A 20,044-nucleotide genomic window follows, 5' to 3' on the forward strand; every position below is an offset into this window, starting at 1 on the left:
AGGTATATAGAGATATCAGAGGATAAATTTCAGATTTCAGACCTGTTATAAAGTCTCTTATCTGATGTCTTTATCCTGACATCTGTTTTATCAGTAATTCATCAAAGGCAAAACCAGTATTGCACTTATAAGGCCTGAGCTATGATTGATGGTTGATAAATGATGATTGATAATCATTCATCGCTTGTGTACTATCATTCATAATGAGCTATAAATCTACGGGTAATTAGTATACTCGGCTATGCTGTTACCAACACCTTATATGGCCTATCAACGTGGTCATCTCCACGACCCTTAAAAGATATCTCATCTTGAGGCAGGTTCGCACTTATATGCTTTCAGTGCTTATCTCTTCCAAACATGGCTACTCAGCGGTGCACCTGGCGGTACAGCGATACACCAGAGGTTTGTTCAATTCGGTCCTCTCGTACTAGAATCAAGCCCTCTCAAACATCTAACGCCACGCAATGAATGAAGACCGAACTGTCTCACGACGTTCTGAACCCAGCTCGCGTGCCACTTTAATGGGCGAACAGCCCAGCAGGACCTTCTCAACCCCAGGATGTGACGAGCCGACATCGAGGTGCGAACCTCCCCGTCGATGTGAGCTCTTGGGGGGCTTCAGCCTGTTATCCACGGAGTACACCTTTTATCCTATGAGCGATGGCCCTTCCAACGGAACCACCGGATCACTATGTCCTGCTTTCGCACCTGATCGACTTGTAGGTCTCCCAGTCAAGCACCCTTATGCCATTACACTCTACGCACGGTTGCCGACGTGCTGAGGTACCTTTGAAAACCTCCGTTACTCTTTTTGGAGGCGACCACCAAGTCAAACTACCCACCACGCAATGTCCTTCCTAAAGGAAGTTAGGCTCAAGTAAGTAAAGGTGGTATTTCAACGTTGACTCCACAAACACTAGCGTGCCTGCTTCATAGTCTCCCACCTATCCTACACATTACTCTCAAAGTCAATACGAAGTTATAGTAAAGGTTCACAGGGTCTTTTCGTCCCATTGCGGGTAATCGGCATCTTCACCGATACTACAATTTCACCGAGCTCGTGGCTGAGACAGTGCCCAGATCGTTACACCATTCGTGCAGGTCGGAACTTACCCGACAAGGAATTTCGCTACCTTAGGACCGTTATAGTTACGGCCGCCGTTTACTGGGGCTTCAGTCAAACGCTTCGCTTACGCTAACGCCCTTCCTTAACCTTCCAGCACCGGGCAGGTGTCAGACCCTATACAGCATCTTTCGATTTAGCAGAGTCCTGTGTTTTTGATAAACAGTCGCCTGGGCCTCTTCACTGCGGCCACCATTGCTGATGGCGTCTCTTCTTCCGAAGTTACGAGACTATTTTGCCTAGTTCCTTAGCCACGACTCACTCGAGCACCTTAGGATTCTCTCCTCGACTACCTGTGTCGGTTTTGGTAGGTTGCTTCACTTCGGCTTTTCTTGGAAGCACTTTCCCTGCAGCAGCTTCGCCCGAAGGCTAGGCCTTGACTATTCCGTCAGTCTCCAGCAGGTACGGCACTCCGTCCCCTTTTTAGTGTGAGCAAGTATGGGAATATTAACCCATTGTCCATCCACTACCCCTTTCGGGTTCGCGTTAGGTCCCGACTAACCCTCAGCTGATTAGCATGGCTGAGGAAACCTTAGTCTTTCGGTGGGGGGTTTCTCGCCCCTTTATCGTTACTTATGCCTACATTTTCTTTTCTGTCCGCTCCACAATACCTCACGATACTGCCGGCGCAAACAGAATGCTCCCCTACCAGATGTACATTGTACAAATCCATAACTTCGGTAATATGTTTATGCCCGATTATTATCCATGCCGGACCGCTCGACTAGTGAGCTGTTACGCACTCTTTAAATGAATGGCTGCTTCAAGCCAACATCCTAGCTGTCAATGCAGTCCAACCGCGTTGCTTCAACTTAACATATATTTGGGGACCTTAGCTGTTGGTCTGGGTTCTTTCCCTCTCGTGGACCTTAGCACCCGTACCCTCACTGCTGATCAACATTTATTGGCATTCGGAGTTTGTCAGGAATTGGTAGGCGGTGAAACCCCGCATCCAATCAGTAGCTCTACCTCTAATAAACTTATAATCAACGCTGCACCTAAATGCATTTCGGGAGTACGAGCTATCTCCAGTTTGATTGGCCTTTCACCCCTACCCACAGGTCATCCGAAGACTTTTCAACGTCAACCGGTTCGGTCCTCCACTCTGTGTTACCAGAGCTTCAACCTGCCCATGGGTAGATCACAAGGTTTCGCGTCTAATCCTACTAACTATACGCCCTATTCAGACTCGCTTTCGCTCCGGCTCCGGACCTGAAGTCCTTAACCTCGCTAGTAAAATTAACTCGTAGGCTCATTATGCAAAAGGCACGCCGTCACCCAACTTGTGGGCTCCGACCGCTTGTAGGCGTACGGTTTCGGGTTCTATTTCACCCTTCTATTCGAAGTGCTTTTCACCTTTCCTTCACAGTACTTGTTCACTATCGGTCTTTCAGGAGTATTTGTGCCTTGGAGGATGGTCCCCCCATATTCAGACAGGATTTCACGTGTCCCGCCCTACTCATTTATCATCTATATATACCTTTCGAATACCGGGCTATCACCGTCTATGGCCGCACTTTCAGTACGTTCTTCTAAATATATAAAGACTTTGGGCTAATCCGCTTTCGCTCGCCACTACTTACGGAATCTCTTCGATTTCTTTTCCTCCAGGTACTTAGATGTTTCAGTTCTCCGGGTTTGCTCCTCTTACGAGGTAATACATCTTCAATGTATTGGGTTGCCCCATTCGGACATCTGCGGATCAATTCGTGTGTGCCAATCCCGCAGCTTTCGCAGCTTACCACGTCCTTCGTCGCCTCTGAAAGCCTAGGCATCCGCCATGCCCTTAACGATTTCTTTCCTATTTTTAGGTTACTCAAGCACTTATAAGTGCTCGGTTTTCTCTTTGTGATGTCTTTACCGTTAATGTCAATGATCGTATTTCTACTTCTGATCTAATTCGCAAATATTGTTTTTGGCTCTATCTGCTTTTTTAAAATTAAACCATCTATGATGGTGGAGAATAAGGGAGTCGAACCCTTGACCTCCTGCGTGCAAGGCAGGCGCTCTAGCCAGCTGAGCTAATTCCCCTCTAGTAGACTTCAGATATCAGATCCTAGATCTCAGACTTAATGTCTCATGTCTTATATCTGATGTCTTCCCGTCTTATAATTAGTAGTCTCGGGCAGGCTCGAACTGCCGACCTCTACATTATCAGTGTAGCGCTCTAACCAGCTGAGCTACGAGACTTTGTTTTAGATGTTAGATTTTAGATATCAGATGTTAGACTAATCTCTAACTTCTAATTTCTAACTTCTTTTCTAAATCTCTTCCCTTTACTAATTTCTAGTGGGTGTTGTATTTTTTTTATATATCAACCAAATAAAAAACTAAAGCTTCTCTTAAGTAAGTACATGATACATTTAAGTACCGTTATTTTGTTTAACGTTCTTCAACGCTCTAAAATGAGATGTTCCATACCTTCCGGTACGGCTACCTTGTTACGACTTAGCCCTAGTTACCTGTTTTACCCTAGGCAGCTCCTGTTACGGTCACCGACTTCAGGTACCCCAGACTTCCATGGCTTGACGGGCGGTGTGTACAAGGCCCGGGAACGTATTCACCGCGCCATGGCTGATGCGCGATTACTAGCGATTCCAGCTTCATAGAGTCGAGTTGCAGACTCCAATCCGAACTGAGACCAGCTTTCGAATTAGCATCCAGTCGCCTGGTAGCAGCCCTCTGTACTGGCCATTGTATTACGTGTGTGGCCCAAGGCGTAAGGGCCGTGATGATTTGACGTCATCCCCACCTTCCTCTCTACTTGCGTAGGCAGTCTCACTAGAGTCCCCAACTGAATGATGGCAACTAGTGACAGGGGTTGCGCTCGTTGCAGGACTTAACCTAACACCTCACGGCACGAGCTGACGACAACCACGCAGCACCTTGAAAAATGTCCGAAAAGCCATTTCTATTCTTTCTAAACCTGTCATTTCCCATTTAAGCCTTGGTAAGGTTCCTCGCGTATCATCGAATTAAACCACATAATCCACCGCTTGTGCGGGCCCCCGTCAATTCCTTTGAGTTTCAAACTTGCGTTCGTACTCCCAGGTGGCTAACTTATCACTTTCGCTTAGTCTCTGAATCCGAAAACCCAAAACGAGTTAGCATCGTTTACGGCGTGGACTACCAGGTATCTAATCCTGTTCGCTCCCCACGCTTTCGTCCATCAGCGTCAGTTAAGGCATGGTAACCTGCCTTCGCAATTGGTGTTCTAAGTAATATCTATGCATTTCACCGCTACCTACTTATTCCAGCTACCTCTACCTTACTCAAGACCCGCAGTATCAATGGCAGTTTCATGAAGGCTATGAGATTTCACCACTGACTTACGAGTCCGCCTACGGACCCTTTAAACCAATAAATCCGGATAACGCTTGCACCCTCCGTATTACCGCGGCTGCTGGCACGGAGTTAGCCGTGCTTATTCGTATAGTACCTTCAGCTACCCTCACGAGGTAGGTTTATCCCTATACAAAAGAAGTTTACAACCCATAGGGCCGTCATCCTTCACGCGGGATGGCTGGATCAGGCTCTCACCCATTGTCCAATATTCCTCACTGCCTCCCGTAGGAGTCTGGTCCGTGTCTCAGTACCAGTGTGGGGATCACCCTCTCAGGCCCCTAAAGATCATTGACTTGGTGAGCCGTTACCTCACCAACTATCTAATCTTGCGCGTGCCCATCTCTATCCACCGGAGTTTTCAATATCTAATGATGCCATCAAATATATTATGGGGTATTAATCTTCCTTTCGAAAGGCTATCCCCTGATAAAGGTAGGTTGCACACGTGTTCCGCACCCGTGTGCCGCTCTCTAGATCCCGAAAGATCTATACCGCTCGGCTTGTACGTGTTAGGCCTCCCGAGCGTTCATCCTGAGCCAGGATCAAACTCTCCATTGTATGTTTGTCTGACTCACTCAAAGTTTTGACGCTTTAGTTTTTCCTTACTTGGTTGTTATATTGTATTTCAATGATCTCTCTTCTTCCGCTTTTCTCTAAAGCTTTTTTTCTGTCGTTATTGCTTTAGATTTGCGAGTGCAAAAGTAATTAATGTTTTTGAACTGACCAAATGTTTTTGAAGAAAATTTTAAAGTTTTTTCTGTAACCTTAATCCCTCTCTAACACTTATCTCAATTTTACTCCGCGCTCCCTTAATTGGGACTGCAAAGATACAAACTTTTCTCAATTTTCAAAATAAATTATTATTTATTTTTTTAAATCTTCGTTTATAATTACCCTCTTCTGCGCTACCTACTATCTCTCGTTTTCAGTGGGGCAAAAGTATAAACTTTAATGATACCGGCCAAGCTTTTGATAAACTTTTTTAACATAATATCCATAACTTATTGACTACCGGAGCCAAAACTTTTAATTGGTATTGAGAAAATTAAAAATAATAAGACAATCCAGATTTCAGAATGTTTATAAAGTACTGTAAACAGAGACTGACTTAAAAAGCCAGTCTCTGTTTACATTATATATATATTAATAATGATGAATTATGTATTCATTCTCAAATGAGCCGTCATCATAAAATTTTAATATAGCATATCCCGGTGGTGTTTCCTGATAATAGAAAGGTTTCGCGGAACGCTTGTCTCCTTCCCCCACCAAAATCCTGACATAGCTCCATTACAGAAATAATATACATCATTATACCATGCTCTGTCGAGGAGATGCTGATGACCACTAAGACAGCCTTTCACTTTATCTTTATGCTTATAAAACAAGTCTTTCAATGCATTATGGTCTTTATGCTGCCCTCCTTCCCAGGATCCTGTAACCGTAAGTATAGGATAATGCGACATAATTAATGCATATTCTCCTGCAGGAATATTTTCTAATTGTTGTTTCAGCCAGTTCATTTGTTCAGGATCCAGGGTAATACCAGAGTTATTGCCATCCAACATTATAAAATGCCATTTCTCTTTTTTAGTACTGTAATAACGCTTAGGCATTTTAAGTTTGGCCGCATAGGGAACTCCATGCATTTCATCTGATTTTTCACCTGCCCACCAGATGTCGTGATTTCCGACGCAACTATACATATCATAGTCTGCAATTTCCTTCATACAGTTATCCCAGGCATTCCACTGGTCATATACTTCCTGACGGGTAGAGTTTTCCCGGTCCACAGCCATAATGGAGTCTCCTGTGTTAAGGAAGAAATCTACTTTCCTGTTTTTAATTTCTTTAAGACATTTTACAAACCTTTCCATTATTTTAGGATCTGCCGGTAAGTGTACGTCTGTAATGTGAGCTACCGTAAACAGCAGTTTTTTTTGTTTATATCTTCCTTCGGAGCTTGTGCCAGCAAGCTAGCTGCAGGTCCTCCCAGAAGTACCCCTGAAACGGCAAGCGGAATATTTGTCAAAAATTTTCTTTTCATAGTCAATGCTTCTCTGATACCAGCATTCTATATAATTTTATCTTCAAAGACAATACAGCAAAAGTTCCATATACAGAATACTAATAATATTCTGGTGGACAAATTGACTCAATATTTACAAATAAGAATTTCTTACATATTATAAAATTGTTAAGCTCCCATTAATTTTTTACTGCAGTGTTCAATAATGCAGAAAAAGCATAGCTTATATTTTTAATCAAAGGTTATGAAATAGAACCCAATTTCTTCGGGGTTTAATATATTAGTATATTATATATTAATATCTAATGTCCAAAAATATCTTTTAAACTGACTCTTTAAAACTCCCATTTTATTGACAGCGTCCATATCAAGATTCTCTTTTTTGCCAAGAATAGCTGTATTAAAACGCAAGGGTTTTATTTCTGTCCGGTAAAATTCTTTTATCCCGTTAAAATCCAACTTTTGAATTTCCTCATATATCTTTTCTGAAATCATGATTAATTCCGATTTTCTTTAATCTTAATGTATTAAAGAAAATGTTCGTTCTGGTAATTCTCGTAGAAGCGATCTGTTTCAGAGCTGTACTTTTTGCATTTTCAAATTGGATGGGCACTTCAGGGAGTTCATTCATCAGTTCAGACATCGTATCTACGGCAATCTGTAGCTTATCAGGCTGTGTCCCAATATATGTCGTTACATAATCCGGGTGTCCGGATTCTGAATTTGCAGCATAAGAAACGTATGCTGAATAGGCTAAGCTCTTTGCTTCCCGGATCTCCTGAAATACAATGGAAGACAATCCCCGTCCAAAATATTCGTTGAAAACGTTAATCTTACCTAAGTTAGCAGTATTGATATTGTGCCCTCTACCTATTTTGCTCATTTCAACCTGTACCATATCATAATTGATGAAATTCACTTTCCCATCGGTTTCAGGCTCGGGATACTTCTTAGGCTCCGAATTTCAAGGCTTGAAACCTCAACATAATTGTCAATATACGTTTTGAAATTCTCCAGATTTTTTCCGTAGAAGAATATCTGATATGGAAACGCGAACATTCTTTTCATTCTGTCCGTAAATATTTCAACTTCACTGTTTTGAAGTTCCTCTTTAGAAATCACATCTGTAAACCTGGAAAATTCGCCCAACTTGGTGTAATTCGTTAGAGCTGTCATAATCCGGTTTTTATCTTTTTTCATCGCTTCACGGTTTTCAAGAACTGTTTCTACAAACTGTTTGTAGATTTCCTGATCCGGCTTTACTTTATACATCCAATGTTGAAGAAGGCTAATTCCTTTTTCAATGTTTTCCTCCAAACCGCTCAATGAAATCGTTAACTGATCATTGGTTGTTTTAAAATCATTACTCACACCAATTTTAAAGAACTCTTTCTTCAGATCTTCAGGAGCATAATCTTCAGTTCCCAAATACTGGAGCAGCTGCGTTGATATTGCCAGATCACGATCATGATCACTTCCAAGTGGGAAAATGAAATAGACCTGTGCTATATCGTTATATTTGTTTTTGACAAAGCTAAGTTTCTTATCCTTAACCTGTCCGGTTATGATCTCTTTATCATAATCAATAAATTCAGGTTGAATATCTTCCGTTTTTTCCGCTAAAATCTGTTTTAAAAATTCCGATTGAGCATCTCTGTTAATCTTAATCGGTGTAATTCCGGGTTTTCAACCCTGATCAGCTTGTCATTAACTCCTTTTTCCTTATTTATCAGAACATAATTGTCCTTAAAAAATCATTGGCAAAATGAATAACATCCTGTTTTGTGAATGAAGCATATACATCCATTTCATTAAGCTCCTCTTCCCAGGTTCTTCCTTTATATAGGTATCATAGAGATTGGTAGCCAAACCATCAGCGGTTTCAAGAGCCTTCATTCTCTGAAGTTTGAAATCATTGATGATGGCAGGAAGCATCCAATCCGGAAATTCTCCTCTTTTGATCAGTTCTATCTGCTCCAAAACCATATCCTTTGCATCTTTCAAAGATTGGGTTTCTTTAGGAACAGCCACAATTGAAAAATATCCATATTGCTTTAATCCTACTGAAAATGCCTGTGCCCATAACATCCGTTGGGTCTGATTAATATTAAGGTCTAGTAATCCGGCTTCTCCCCTGTTACTCATAATATTTGCAGTAATATCTGCCAACATAGCTTCGGGTTCCATAGCTATCCGTTCTCCAGGCCATCTGAACCCTCGGTGGGTCGGACTTTTTACAGTTCTTTCTACAATTCCCCGGAGAGGCTGTTCTACCACCGGAGTTTTCTTTGGTAATTCTTTATAAGGAATCGTTCCGAAATATTGATCTATAAGCTGAATCGTACGTTCATAGTCAAGATCACCAACCATGACCATGGCATAGTTATTAGGAACATAATACTCATCGAAATATTTGTGAATCGCCTTCATGGAAGGATTTTTCAAATGTTCGGCTTTTCCCAGAGTTGTTTGTTGGCCATTGGCATGGGTAGGAAAAAGAGCATCCATCAGTTCATAATTTACTAACCTAGAGTCATTATCCTGCGCCCAAATTCTTCGTATACTGATTCCAGCTCGGTATGAAAAAGGCGTAACACAATTTCTGAAAATCGCTCTTTTTCAACTTTCAGCCATTCTCAAGCTCGTTACTGGGAATGTTGTTTTTATAAACCGTCTCATCAAACCACGTATGCGCATTAGTTCCGTTTGCTCCCAATGATGAGATCACTTTATCATATTCATTCGCTATAGCATATTGACTGGCGTCCTGGGATACCTCATCTATTTTTTTATAGATTTCTTTCTTCTTTTCAGGATCTGCCTCTGCCTTATGTTGTTCGTACAATTCTGAAATCTGATCTAACAAAACCTTTTCTTTTTCCCAGTTTTGGGTTCCGATTCCTGAGGTTCCTTTAAACATCATATGCTCCAGATAATGGGCAAGCCCTGTATTATCAGAAGGGTCATTGTTGCTTCCGGTTCTTACGGGAATATAGGTCTGAATCCTTGGTGAATCAAAATTCTGCAAGAAATACTTTTAATCCGTTTTTAAGGGTATAGATTCTGACTCCGTTTTCATCGTGAGTAATGGTTATATATTCGTAGTTGTTTTTATCAGTATGAATTGTTTCCTTGTATCTTTTGTCCGTCATATGTAAATTCATTTTCATTCATTAAAATAGAATGCTTTACAAATGTAAGGAATACTAAAAGAAAGCATATTACTTTTATAATTATTACATCTATGATGACAATTCAAAAAGTGGAATTGCTGAATTGCCAATTTACCGAATTGAAAAGGCGATTTATTACCCACCAGGATCATATGGTACTTTATCCAATAGTACATTTTACAATAAATAAAATCTCTCACATTCGGTTTGTATCTGTAAGTTTGATTAAGTTTGCATCAGGTTTTACCTAAAATTTATACCATGTCCGGAAATATTCTGATCATCGATGATGAGCTTAAACTTCTCAAACTTTTGGGAATGATTCTTTCTCAGGAAGATTTTAATGTTAAAGAAGCGTCTACTGCCCGTTCTGCCATGACGATGCTTGAGCAATACGAATTTGATGTTGTTTTAAGCGATGTCCGGCTTCCGGATGCATTTGGAGTTGAGCTTGTAAAATCCATTAAAACAAAATATCCGCATCAGGAAGTTATTCTTATGACTGCCTTCGAAATATTACGGATGCTGTTCAGGCAATGAAAAACGGTGCCTACGATTACCTGGTAAAAGGGGATGATAATGATAAAATTATTCCTTTGGTGTATAAAGCACTGGATAAAGTAAAGGATAATAAATCTAAAATTGTCCAGAAGAAGGATTCACAAAAAGGATTTAATCAGATCATCGGTCATTCACCTGCCATCCTGGAGGCTAAAAATTAGCGGAAAGGGTTGCTCTAACGGATGCTACGGTACTTTTAACAGGGGAAACCGGAACAGGAAAGGAAGTCTTTGCCAACGCTATCCATGAAGGAAGTGAGAGAAAGAAAAATAATTTTGTTGCCATCAACTGTTCTGCATTCAGCAAAGAAATTCTTGAAAGCGAACTTTTTGGCCATAAACAAGGTTCATTTACGGGAGCGGTAAAAGACAAAAAGGGTTTGGTAGAAGAAGCTAATGGCGGGACTTTATTTTTAGATGAAATCGGAGAAATGCCTATGGAACTTCAAGCTAAATTACTCCGTGTTCTTGAAACCCATGAATTCATTAAAATGGGTGAAACCAAGGTTTCGAAGTCAGATTTCAGGTTGATCGCTGCCACAAACAGAAACCTGGAAGAAGAAATAAAACAAGGAAACTTTAGAAGATCTGTATTTCAGGTTGAATGTCTTTGAGATTAGCCTTCCTCCTCTTCGTGAAAGGAAGGAAGACTTAAAATTCTTGCAAAGAATTTTATTGATATGTTCTCTCATAAATTGCACCTCAGCGCTGTACAGGTGTCTCCCGAGTACTATAAAACACTGGAAAAAAATGACTGGAAAGGGAACATCCGCGAATTGCGAAATACGGTAGAAAGAAGTTTGATATTAATGAACGAGAATATTCTGAATGCTGAGAGCCTTCCGCACTACTCAGAAAAAGTGACCGGTGATAAGGATTCTTTAAGCATCCGTTCCCTAGAAAAAGAACATATACAAAAAGTTTTACATTATACTAAAGGAAACAAAGCCGAGGCTGCAAGACTTCTGGAAATCGGTATTGCCACATTATACCGCAAGCTGGAAGAATACGGATTACGATAAAAACGAGCCTATCATTTTAATAAAGAGCCTATCATTTTGATAGGCTTTTTTGTTTTCAACACCTTTTCAAAACACCAATAAAACACTGTAATACAAAACATTAAAATAAAAAACAAAAGAATGGATTCTTTTTTGGCATTAAGGATAACATAATAAATATTTTAAAATGACTATTTCAAAAAAAACATTCAAAACACGGCGTCATTCGAAGTTCAGCTTCCTGATCGTGTCTTATGTACTGTTTACCCTTTTAACCTTAATTATGATAAGATGATGTTGATAATTTTATTAGTCCTGAGCGCCATTTTATTTTGGCTATTGTATAAGTCCGTTGAATTTTTGATAAAATATAAAGCTATGTGGAGTTTGTTTTTCTTTCAATACTGGCCTTCGTGTATATCTGCTATGTTCTTATAAAACCAGAAAAATTTTAATCTATCATGAACACAGAAATTTTAGGCATCATAGCGATGTTTGTTATCACATTAGTAATAGGAATATTTTTAGGAAAATATATTGCTAATGTTTATGGCCATAAAAAAACCTTTTTGGATCCTGTTTTCCAGCCCATTGAAAAATTAATTTATAAAATATCCGGAATTAACCCTAACCGTCAAATGACATGGAAGCAAAATATGTTTGCTGTTGAGTATCAATCTGGTTTGGTTGATTATTGGATTTTTCATTTTACTCAATCAATCCTGGCTTCCTTTAAATCCCGACGGAAACCCTAATATGTCTCCCGATCTTGCTTTTAATACGGCAATATCATTTTTAGTCAACTGTAACCTTCAGCATTATTCAGGGGAAACGGGAGTCAGTTATTTAAGCCAGCTGTATTTAATGTTTCTTCAATTTGTAACTGCTGCAACCGGAATGGCTGCTATGGCTGTACTTTTCAAAGCATTTAAAGAAAAGACAACAACAGAATTGGGAAACTTTTTTGATTTTTTTACTAAATCCATGATCAGAATCTGATCCCAATAAGTATTATTGTTGCTCTGATTCTTTCTGCCAACGGAAGTCCGATGACTTTTGAAGGAAAAGATCACATCACTACTCTGGAAGGACAAAAAGTTGATATCTCCAGGGGACCCGCCGCGGCTTTTATTGCCATCAAGCATTTGGGAACGAATGGTGGGGGCTTCTTTGGAACCAATTCGGCACATCCTCTTGAAAATCCTAATTACTTAACTAATATGACAGAAATGGTCACTCAGATGATCATTCCATTCGCTTTGGTATTCGCATTGGGGTTCTATTTAAAAAAGAAAAGACTTTCATGGACGATATTTTCTGTAATGACCATAGGCTTTCTGGCATTGGCCACTCCTACCATCTTAAATGAAATCCATGGAAATCCACTGATCACACAGATGGGTGCCGATCATCAGTTAGGTGCAATGGAGGGCAAAGAAATACGTTTTGGAAGTGCTGCTTCGGGATATTGGAGTATTGCTACAACTGTTATTTCTACAGGCTCAGTCAATGCAATGCATGACAGTATGATGCCTCTTTCAGGAATGAATCAGCTTCTTGCCATGATGATCAACTGTTTTTACGGAGGTTGTGGTGTCGGAATTTTAAACTATTTCATTTTTATTATTCTGGCTGTATTCATTAGTGGATTAATGGTGGGAAGAACACCCGAGTTTTTGGGTAAAAAAATCGAAGCCAAAGAAATGAAAATTGCAATGATTGTGGCTTTATTTCACCCGTTTTTAATTCTTGTGGGAACAGCATTAACGGCTTATTTCCCTGAGTTCGGAGCCAAAACGCTGAATAACCCGGGATTCCATGGCTTCAGTGAAATGCTATATGAATTCACTTCTTCATCTGCCAACAATGGATCAGGGTTTGAAGGATTAGGCGATAATACTCCATGGTGGAATATCTCTACAGGAATCGTACTGCTGCTTTCAAGGTTTATACTATTATCGGTCCTATCGCTATTGCAGGATACCTGGCTCAGAAGAAATATATCCCTGAAAGTGCCGGTACTTTAAAAACAGATACTGCAACTTTCGGATTTATGACTCTCGCGGTGATACTTCTGATAGCAGCATTATCTTTCTTCCCTGCATTGACACTGGGACCTATTGCAGAACAAATCCAGTATTTTTCTAAATAAACGTGAACACTACCAAGTAAAAATCAACAGGACCATTAAGGATCTGAAATCAAGGAAATTCAAACTAGTCTGATATCATAGAAACATTCACTTGAATAATATTATCCATACCTCACCTTATTATTTTAACCACCTTAATGGTTCCTCTTGATTAACAATTATATAATTCTTTTCAACAATGAAAAATCAATCACAAACATTATTTCAAAAAGATTTGGTCAATGAGGCTATCAAACAGTCTTTCGTAAAACTAAATCCGAAAATTATGTTTAAAAATCCAGTGATGTTTCTGGTAGAAGTCGGAACCGTCGTTATGCTCATCGTAAGCTTATTCAGCTTAACGGGTGATAAAACACAGGGTAGCTTCTTATATAATTTTTTAGTATTTATCATTTTATTCTTCACTGTATTGTTTGCCAACTTTGCTGAAGCCATTGCTGAGGCAAGAGGAAAAGCCCAGGCTGATACCCTTCGAAAAACACGTGAAGAAACTCCTGCTAAATTAATTGTTGACAACAAGCCCGGATTTCAGGTAGACACTACATTAAAAATGTCTGCTGAAATGAAGTTGGGAGATATCTTCCTTTGTGAAGCGGGTGATCAGATTCCTATGGATGGTGAAATCATCGAAGGGCTCGCAACAATTGATGAGTCAGCCATTACTGGGGAAAGTGCCCCGGTCATTCGTGAAGCAGGTGGTGATAAAAGCTCTGTAACCGGAGGTACCAAAGTACTTTCAGACCGTATCAAAGTGAAAGTAACCACAAAACCCGGTGAATCTTTTCTTGATAAAATGATTGCCCTTGTTGAGGGTGCATCCAGACAAAAAACACCTAATGAAATCGCATTAACCATACTTTTAGCCGGGTTCACCCTTACTTTTATAATCGTTACCCTTACTTTAAAACCCTTTGCAGACTATGCGCAAACCCCAATTACTATTGCGGCATTTATATCCCTTTTCGTTTGTTTGATCCCGACAACAATTGGAGGTTTGCTTTCTGCAATCGGTATCGCCGGGATGGACCGAGCTTTAAGAGCGAATGTGATTACCAAAAGTGGTAAAGCTGTAGAAACAGCCGGAGATATTGACGTTCTGCTTCTGGATAAAACAGGTACCATCACCATTGGGAACCGTAAAGCAACCCAGTTTCATCCTGCCAATAACATACAACTTGATGAGTTTATTAAAGCGGCAGCTTTAAGTTCTGTAGCGGATGAAACACCGGAAGGAAATCAATTATTGAGCTGAGTGAACTACAGCCTCAGGACCTGATTGTCTCCAGCCCTACTTATATCGATTTTACGGCCGAGACAAGGACGTCAGGGATTGATTTCGAAGATACACGTATCCGAAAAGGAGCTTACGATACGATTAAAAAATTAACTGAAAAAGCAGGAAATATCTTTCCTCAGGAAACTCAGGATGCAACCACTAAAATTTCTGAAAACGGAGGAACTCCGTTGGTGGTGTCGGTTAACGAGAAAGTATGGGGAGTAATTGAACTACAGGATATCATTAAAACAGGAATCCAGGAACGTTTTCAGCGTTTAAGAAAAATGGGTGTAAAAACCGTAATGGTAACCGGAGATAATCCTTTAACGGCCAAGTTTATTGCAGAAAAGGCAGGTGTTGATGATTTTATCGCTGAAGCTAAACCTGAGGATAAAATGAACTACATCAAAAAAGAACAGCAGTCCGGAAAACTGGTTGCGATGATGGGAGATGGAACGAATGATGCACCGGCTTTAGCTCAGGCAGATGTAGGTGTTGCCATGAACAGTGGGACACAAGCAGCGAAAGAAGCGGGAAACATGGTAGATCTTGATAATGACCCTACGAAGCTGATTGAAATTGTAGAGATCGGAAAACAATTATTAATGACCCGTGGAACCCTTACCACTTTCAGTATTGCGAATGACGTTGCTAAATATTTTGCCATCATCCCGGCTTTGTTTATCACTTTTATTCCAGCTCTTCAGAAGTTGAATATCATGAATCTTCATAGCCCTGAATCTGCGATATTATCTGCGATCATTTTCAATGCGGTTATCATTCCTGCACTAATTCCATTGGCATTGAAAGGTGTGACTTATAAACCTATTGGCGCAAGCGCTTTGCTCAGAAGAAATCTTTTGATCTATGGTTTAGGAGGTGTTATTGTTCCATTCATCGGAATAAAACTTATTGATTTATTCATCAGTTTATTCTTTTAAAATTTAAAACAATGAAAATTTATTTTATTTCAGCATTAAAATTAACATTCGTCATGCTGGTTTGTACGGGCTTTTATTTACTTTTTGTATTGATAGGTTCAAAATTACTTCACACAGAAATGCAGAAACCATTACTTATCGGGACCAGAAATTCTATGCTAATATAGGACAGGAGTTCAAGTCGCCAAAATATTTTCACAGCCGTCCATCCGCAGCTAATTATAATGCAGCGGGGAGCGCCGGAAGCAATAAAGGCCCAAGTAATAAGGAGTATCTGGAAACAGTTCAAAAGAGAATCGATACTTTAAAAATGCAGAATCCTGAAATGAAAGATACAGAAGTACCTGTAGAGCTTGTTACCGCCAGTGGAAGCGGGTTGGATCCTGATATTTCAGAAGCAGGAGCTCTTTACCAGATAAAAGAGTGGCAAAAGAAAGAAATCTTTCTGAGGCCAGAATTGAAAGTCTTGTTAAAACAAATACTGAAAAACCCCTATTGGGAATTTTTGGACCTTCAAAAGTCAACGTACTGAAGCTTAACATTGCTTTAGATAAATTACAATAGAAACAGATCTCCTTTACATTAAAATTTAGTAATCAAAAGAGAACCTCAGCTTATAATGAATTCTGTAATCTAAAATTCTAACTAAACGGATATCAAAGTTTCCCATTACGAAAAGATTTCGTTTCTATATCATAAAAATATTCCTACCGTTTACAGAATTCATTTTTTTAACCCCTTTTATAGTGGAAAGCCTTTTCCACCATTACTTCAACACATTATTATCAATATTTATAATGAAATCAAAAACTTTTCATGCAGCGCTTTCTTAGGACTTACTGCTTTGAGCCAAATCAACGGCCAGGAAATAAAAAAAGATTCCCTTCTTGGCAAACCCAAAGATTCATTAATCACAAAAATGGAATCCAGAATTCCTTTTGATGGATATGACCTGACGTGGATCAACGGTCAGAATCGTCAAACCGATTTTCCTTTAACCCTAAAAGACAAAGATGGAGAAACTATACTTACAGGTGTAACCTATGTGGACGCTTATTACAATTATGATTTTAACCGCCCAAAAGATAACACACACACTATTTCCTCAGCTATAGGACGTTCTAATGAAGTGACCATTAATATGGCTAGTATTGGTTTAGAGACCAATTATAAGAATGTAATCGGTCGTTTATGGTTACAGTACGGACAAATGGGCTCTATCGTTCAGGATCTTGATGGAACTGTAAATCACGGTAAAAATACGAGCGTAGGTAATTTAAAATATATCCGTGAAGCAGCAGCAGGTTATCACTTTAATGTAATGCACGGCTTGAATGTGGAAGCCGGAATTTTCATGAGCTATATCGGTTTGGAAAGTTATGTACTGGGAGAAAACTGGAACTACCAGAGAAGTTTGGTGTGCGATTTTACCCCTTTCTATTTTCAGGGAGCAAGAATTCAGGCTTATCCTTCAAAAAATTCAAAACTGAGATCTGGGTTCTCAATGGATGGCAAACTTACAATTCCTGGAATACGGGTCTTGGTTTAGGGGTTTCCAATTATTATCGTCCTACAGAGAATCTACAGCTGGTAGCTAATTTTTATCTTAACGGAAAAGATACAAGAAACAACCCTGGAGTTCGCCGTTTTCACCACGACCACAGTATTGTAGCCAGATACTATAAAAATAAAGAAAGCAAAGGCTTATCACAGGCAGCATTCAGTATCAATAACCATTACGGGTTTCAAAGTGGAGGCGGTATAAAGGCCAGGGACAATTATATGATTGGTACTTCCGTTGCTAACAGACTCTGGTTTCATAATAATAAAATTGCTTTAACTTTAAGAGCGGACGCGGTTTCGAATCCGGGAGCTTATTTAGCGTTTTCACCTTCTCCTGTTGCTCAGAATGATTTCAACGATGCAATTGCATCAGGAGAAAAACTTAAAATGTTTCAGGGAACAGCAACAGTAGATATCATGCCTAATCAGTTTGTGACCTTCAGATTAGAATATGGCTTCAGAAAAAGCAATATCCCCTATTTTGCCGGAAGAGAAGGAACAACCAGTCCGGATGGATGGATAGATACTCCTATAGAATCATGGAGACCGGATCTGAGAAAGTCTGACAGCAGATTTACACTCGCTGTAATGTTCAGATTGTAATAATATCATTTAACTATTAAAATCACATGAAAAAATATATTGTTGTTGGAATACTATTAGGAATTTTTTTTCCGAAAGCACAATCTTCAGATTCAATGAAACTGAGTCCTAAAGTAAAATTTTCTGCTTATGCAGAACTGTTTTACACTTATGATTTCAATGAACCCAGTAATCATCTTCGCCAAAATTTCTTGTATTCCTACAACAGACATAACGAAGTAAATCTTAACTTAGGTTTGATAAAAGCTTCTTATGAAAGTGAACAGCTTCGTGCCAACTTTGCTTTAATGGCAGGAACTTATGCCCAGGATAATATGGCTGCAGAGCAAAATGCACTTCGCTATGTAAATGAAGCTAATATTGGTATTAAAGTTTCAAAAACGAAAAACCTCTGGATTGATGCCGGCATAATGCCATCACATATTGGTTGGGAAAGTGCTATAGGAAAAGATAATATGAATTTAACCAGAAGTTTCGCTGCTGAAAATTCTCCTTATTTTGAAACCGGTGCCAAATTATCTTATACCTCTGACAACGGAAAATGGTTTTTAAGCGGACTCGTATTGAACGGATGGCAGCGTATTGCAAAACCAGAGGGAAACCAAACGATTTCTTTCGGACATCAGGTAACCTATAAACCCAATGATAAAATTACCCTCAACAGCAGTTCTTTTATTGGAAATGATAAAGCAAAAGAGGATAAAAGAATGCGTTATTTCCATGATTTGTATGGAAGTTTTCAATTAACGGAAGCATTTTCAGCAGTGTTGGGGTTTGATATTGGTGCTGAACAGAAATCAAAAGGCAGTGACCAGTATAATGTGTGGTATAGCCCCAACATATTGATGAAATACCAACTGGATAATCGATGGGCTGTTGCAGGAAGACTTGAATATTATAATGATAAAAACGGAGTGATCATAAGCACTAAAACACCTAACGGATTTCAAACGTTCGGATATTCTCTGAACATCGATTATGCTATTTTAAAGAATGTTATATTTCGTACCGAGGCAAGAGGATTTAGCTCTAAAGACGCGATCTTTGCAAAAGGTGACGATATGAAGCAGGGAAATTTTTCATTACAACCAGCCTTTCGGTCTGGTTTTAATAACCCATGAAGCGATATAAAAATTGTTAAAAGTTAAACTCAAAAGAATAAAATCAATGTCATCAGCAATACAATTTTTAGAACTGATCCAGAAATCCAAAAAAGGGAAATTCAAGATCTACATTGGAATGAGTGCAGGTGTGGGAAAAACCTTCCGAATGCTTCAGGAAGCTCATGCCCTGTTACGAAATGGTATTGATGTAAAGATTGGTTATATTGAGACCCACGGTCGGGAAGAAACAGTGGCATTGGTTGATGGCATTCCTGAAATAGCAAGAAGATCTGTCTTCTACAAGGGTAAAAATCTTGAAGAAATGGATCTTCAGGCTATTATTAATGAGCATCCGGAGGTAGTTCTTGTCGATGAGCTGGCTCATACAAATGTTGAAGGTTCAAAAAATAAGAAAAGATGGCAGGACGTCCTTGAAATTCTTGATAATGGGATCAATGTCATCAGCGCAATGAACATCCAGCATATTGAGAGCCTGAACGAAGAGGTAAAAAGATTACCGGTGTGGAGGTTACTGAACGTGTTCCGGATAAAGTTCTAGCCCTTGCTGATGAAGTTGTGAATATAGACCTAACGGCTGATGAGCTTCTCACGCGGTTGAAAGAAGGAAAGATCTATAAAAAAGATAAAATTCAGACAGCACTGAACAATTTCTTTCAAAGCGGACATATTCTTCAGCTCCGGGAACTTTCCTTAAAAGAAGTTGCTACCCACGTTGAACGAAAGGTAGAAACAGAAATTAAAACTGAAAACTTTAAGCCTATAAAATTCCTCGCCTGCATAAGCAGTAATGAGAAAATTGCCAAAAATATTATCCGGAAAACAGCACGTCTGGCAAGTTATTACAACAGTCCGTGGACAGTGTTATATGTACAGAAACCTTCGGAAAATCCGGAAAAAATAGCCCTAAATAAGCAACGATATTTAATTAATAATTTTAATTTAGCACAGGAAATGGGGCTAAAGTAATCAGGATAAAGGAAAACAGCGTTCATAAAGGGATTCTGGATTATGTGATCCAGCATAATATTACAACGGTTTGCATTGGAAAACCACATTCTCATTTCTGGCAAAGAATTTCGGGATATAGCTGGATTTATACCTTAATGAACCGATTGAACGAACGACAGATAGACATTATCATTTTATCTTAA

At 39.4% G+C, this 20,044-nt stretch carries 9 protein-coding genes, 2 tRNA genes, 2 rRNA genes and 6 pseudogenes; 7 read left to right on the plus strand and 12 right to left on the minus strand.

What is annotated here, in order from left to right:
• Positions 1-206 precede the first annotated feature (206 nt).
• The 12 genes from AAEU33_RS00005 to AAEU33_RS00060 all read right to left on the minus strand — a co-directional run bounded on the left by AAEU33_RS00005 (position 207) and on the right by AAEU33_RS00060 (position 9,664).
• Positions 207-2,926, minus strand: a 23S ribosomal RNA gene (locus AAEU33_RS00005).
• A 154-nt stretch (positions 2,927-3,080) separates the two neighbouring features.
• Positions 3,081-3,157: transfer RNA gene (locus tag AAEU33_RS00010), tRNA-Ala, on the minus strand.
• Between the two features lie 85 nt (positions 3,158-3,242).
• Positions 3,243-3,316, minus strand: a tRNA-Ile gene (locus AAEU33_RS00015).
• 213 nt (positions 3,317-3,529) lie between these two features.
• Positions 3,530-5,029: ribosomal RNA gene (locus tag AAEU33_RS00020) — 16S ribosomal RNA — on the minus strand.
• The 16S and 23S rRNA genes sit together here with 2 tRNA genes alongside, the layout of an rRNA operon.
• A 638-nt stretch (positions 5,030-5,667) precedes the next feature.
• Positions 5,668-6,348: a metallophosphoesterase gene (locus tag AAEU33_RS00025; RefSeq protein WP_345990301.1), complete on the minus strand. Its 681-nt coding sequence runs from the start codon at positions 6,346-6,348 to the stop codon at positions 5,668-5,670.
• A 41-nt stretch (positions 6,349-6,389) separates the two neighbouring features.
• A complete protein-coding gene (locus AAEU33_RS00030) occupies positions 6,390-6,518 on the minus strand; it encodes a hypothetical protein (protein WP_345990303.1) in 129 nt (42 codons plus the stop codon).
• Between the two features lie 270 nt (positions 6,519-6,788).
• The gene (locus tag AAEU33_RS00035) at positions 6,789-6,995 is read right to left on the minus strand and encodes a hypothetical protein (RefSeq protein WP_345990305.1); all 207 of its coding nucleotides are present in this window, start codon (positions 6,993-6,995) and stop codon (positions 6,789-6,791) included.
• Positions 6,973-7,419 (minus strand): insulinase family protein, encoded by a 447-nt coding sequence (locus tag AAEU33_RS00040; RefSeq protein WP_345990307.1) that lies wholly within the window; start codon positions 7,417-7,419, stop codon positions 6,973-6,975. Before AAEU33_RS00040 ends, AAEU33_RS00035 begins: the two co-directional genes overlap by 23 nt.
• Positions 7,416-7,928 carry a hypothetical protein gene (locus AAEU33_RS00045; RefSeq protein WP_345990309.1) on the minus strand — a complete coding sequence of 171 codons (513 nt, stop codon included), beginning with the start codon at positions 7,926-7,928 and terminating at the stop codon, positions 7,416-7,418. The genes AAEU33_RS00040 and AAEU33_RS00045 overlap by 4 nt, the downstream gene beginning before the upstream one ends.
• 318 nt (positions 7,929-8,246) lie before the next feature.
• Positions 8,247-9,008, minus strand: a complete 762-nt coding sequence (locus AAEU33_RS00050; protein WP_345990311.1) for an insulinase family protein — start codon at positions 9,006-9,008, stop codon at positions 8,247-8,249.
• A gap of 118 nt (positions 9,009-9,126) precedes the next feature.
• Positions 9,127-9,528, minus strand: a complete 402-nt coding sequence (locus AAEU33_RS00055) for an insulinase family protein (protein WP_345990313.1) — start codon at positions 9,526-9,528, stop codon at positions 9,127-9,129.
• Positions 9,515-9,664, minus strand: a complete 150-nt coding sequence (locus AAEU33_RS00060) for a hypothetical protein (RefSeq protein WP_345990315.1) — start codon at positions 9,662-9,664, stop codon at positions 9,515-9,517. Before AAEU33_RS00060 ends, AAEU33_RS00055 begins: the two co-directional genes overlap by 14 nt.
• A gap of 270 nt (positions 9,665-9,934) precedes the next feature.
• Between AAEU33_RS00060 and AAEU33_RS00065 the strand changes: the two are divergent.
• From AAEU33_RS00065 to AAEU33_RS00095, 7 genes and pseudogenes are all read left to right on the plus strand, one after another.
• Positions 9,935-11,255: pseudogene (locus AAEU33_RS00065) on the plus strand (sigma-54 dependent transcriptional regulator).
• A 440-nt stretch (positions 11,256-11,695) separates the two neighbouring features.
• A pseudogene (gene kdpA, locus AAEU33_RS00070) lies at positions 11,696-13,386 on the plus strand (potassium-transporting ATPase subunit KdpA).
• Positions 13,387-13,564: 178 nt separating this feature from the next.
• Positions 13,565-15,603 (plus strand): annotated as a pseudogene (gene kdpB, locus AAEU33_RS00075) (potassium-transporting ATPase subunit KdpB).
• Positions 15,604-15,664: 61 nt separating this feature from the next.
• Positions 15,665-16,167 (plus strand): annotated as a pseudogene (locus tag AAEU33_RS00080) (potassium-transporting ATPase subunit C).
• Between the two features lie 855 nt (positions 16,168-17,022).
• A complete protein-coding gene (locus AAEU33_RS00085; protein ID WP_345990317.1) occupies positions 17,023-17,769 on the plus strand; it encodes an outer membrane beta-barrel protein in 747 nt (248 codons plus the stop codon).
• A gap of 26 nt (positions 17,770-17,795) precedes the next feature.
• Positions 17,796-18,880, plus strand: a pseudogene (locus AAEU33_RS00090) (porin).
• Between the two features lie 56 nt (positions 18,881-18,936).
• A pseudogene (locus AAEU33_RS00095) lies at positions 18,937-20,044 on the plus strand (sensor protein KdpD).

This window comes from Chryseobacterium sp. Chry.R1 (assembly GCF_039645525.1).
Classification (GTDB): domain Bacteria; phylum Bacteroidota; class Bacteroidia; order Flavobacteriales; family Weeksellaceae; genus Chryseobacterium; species Chryseobacterium proteolyticum.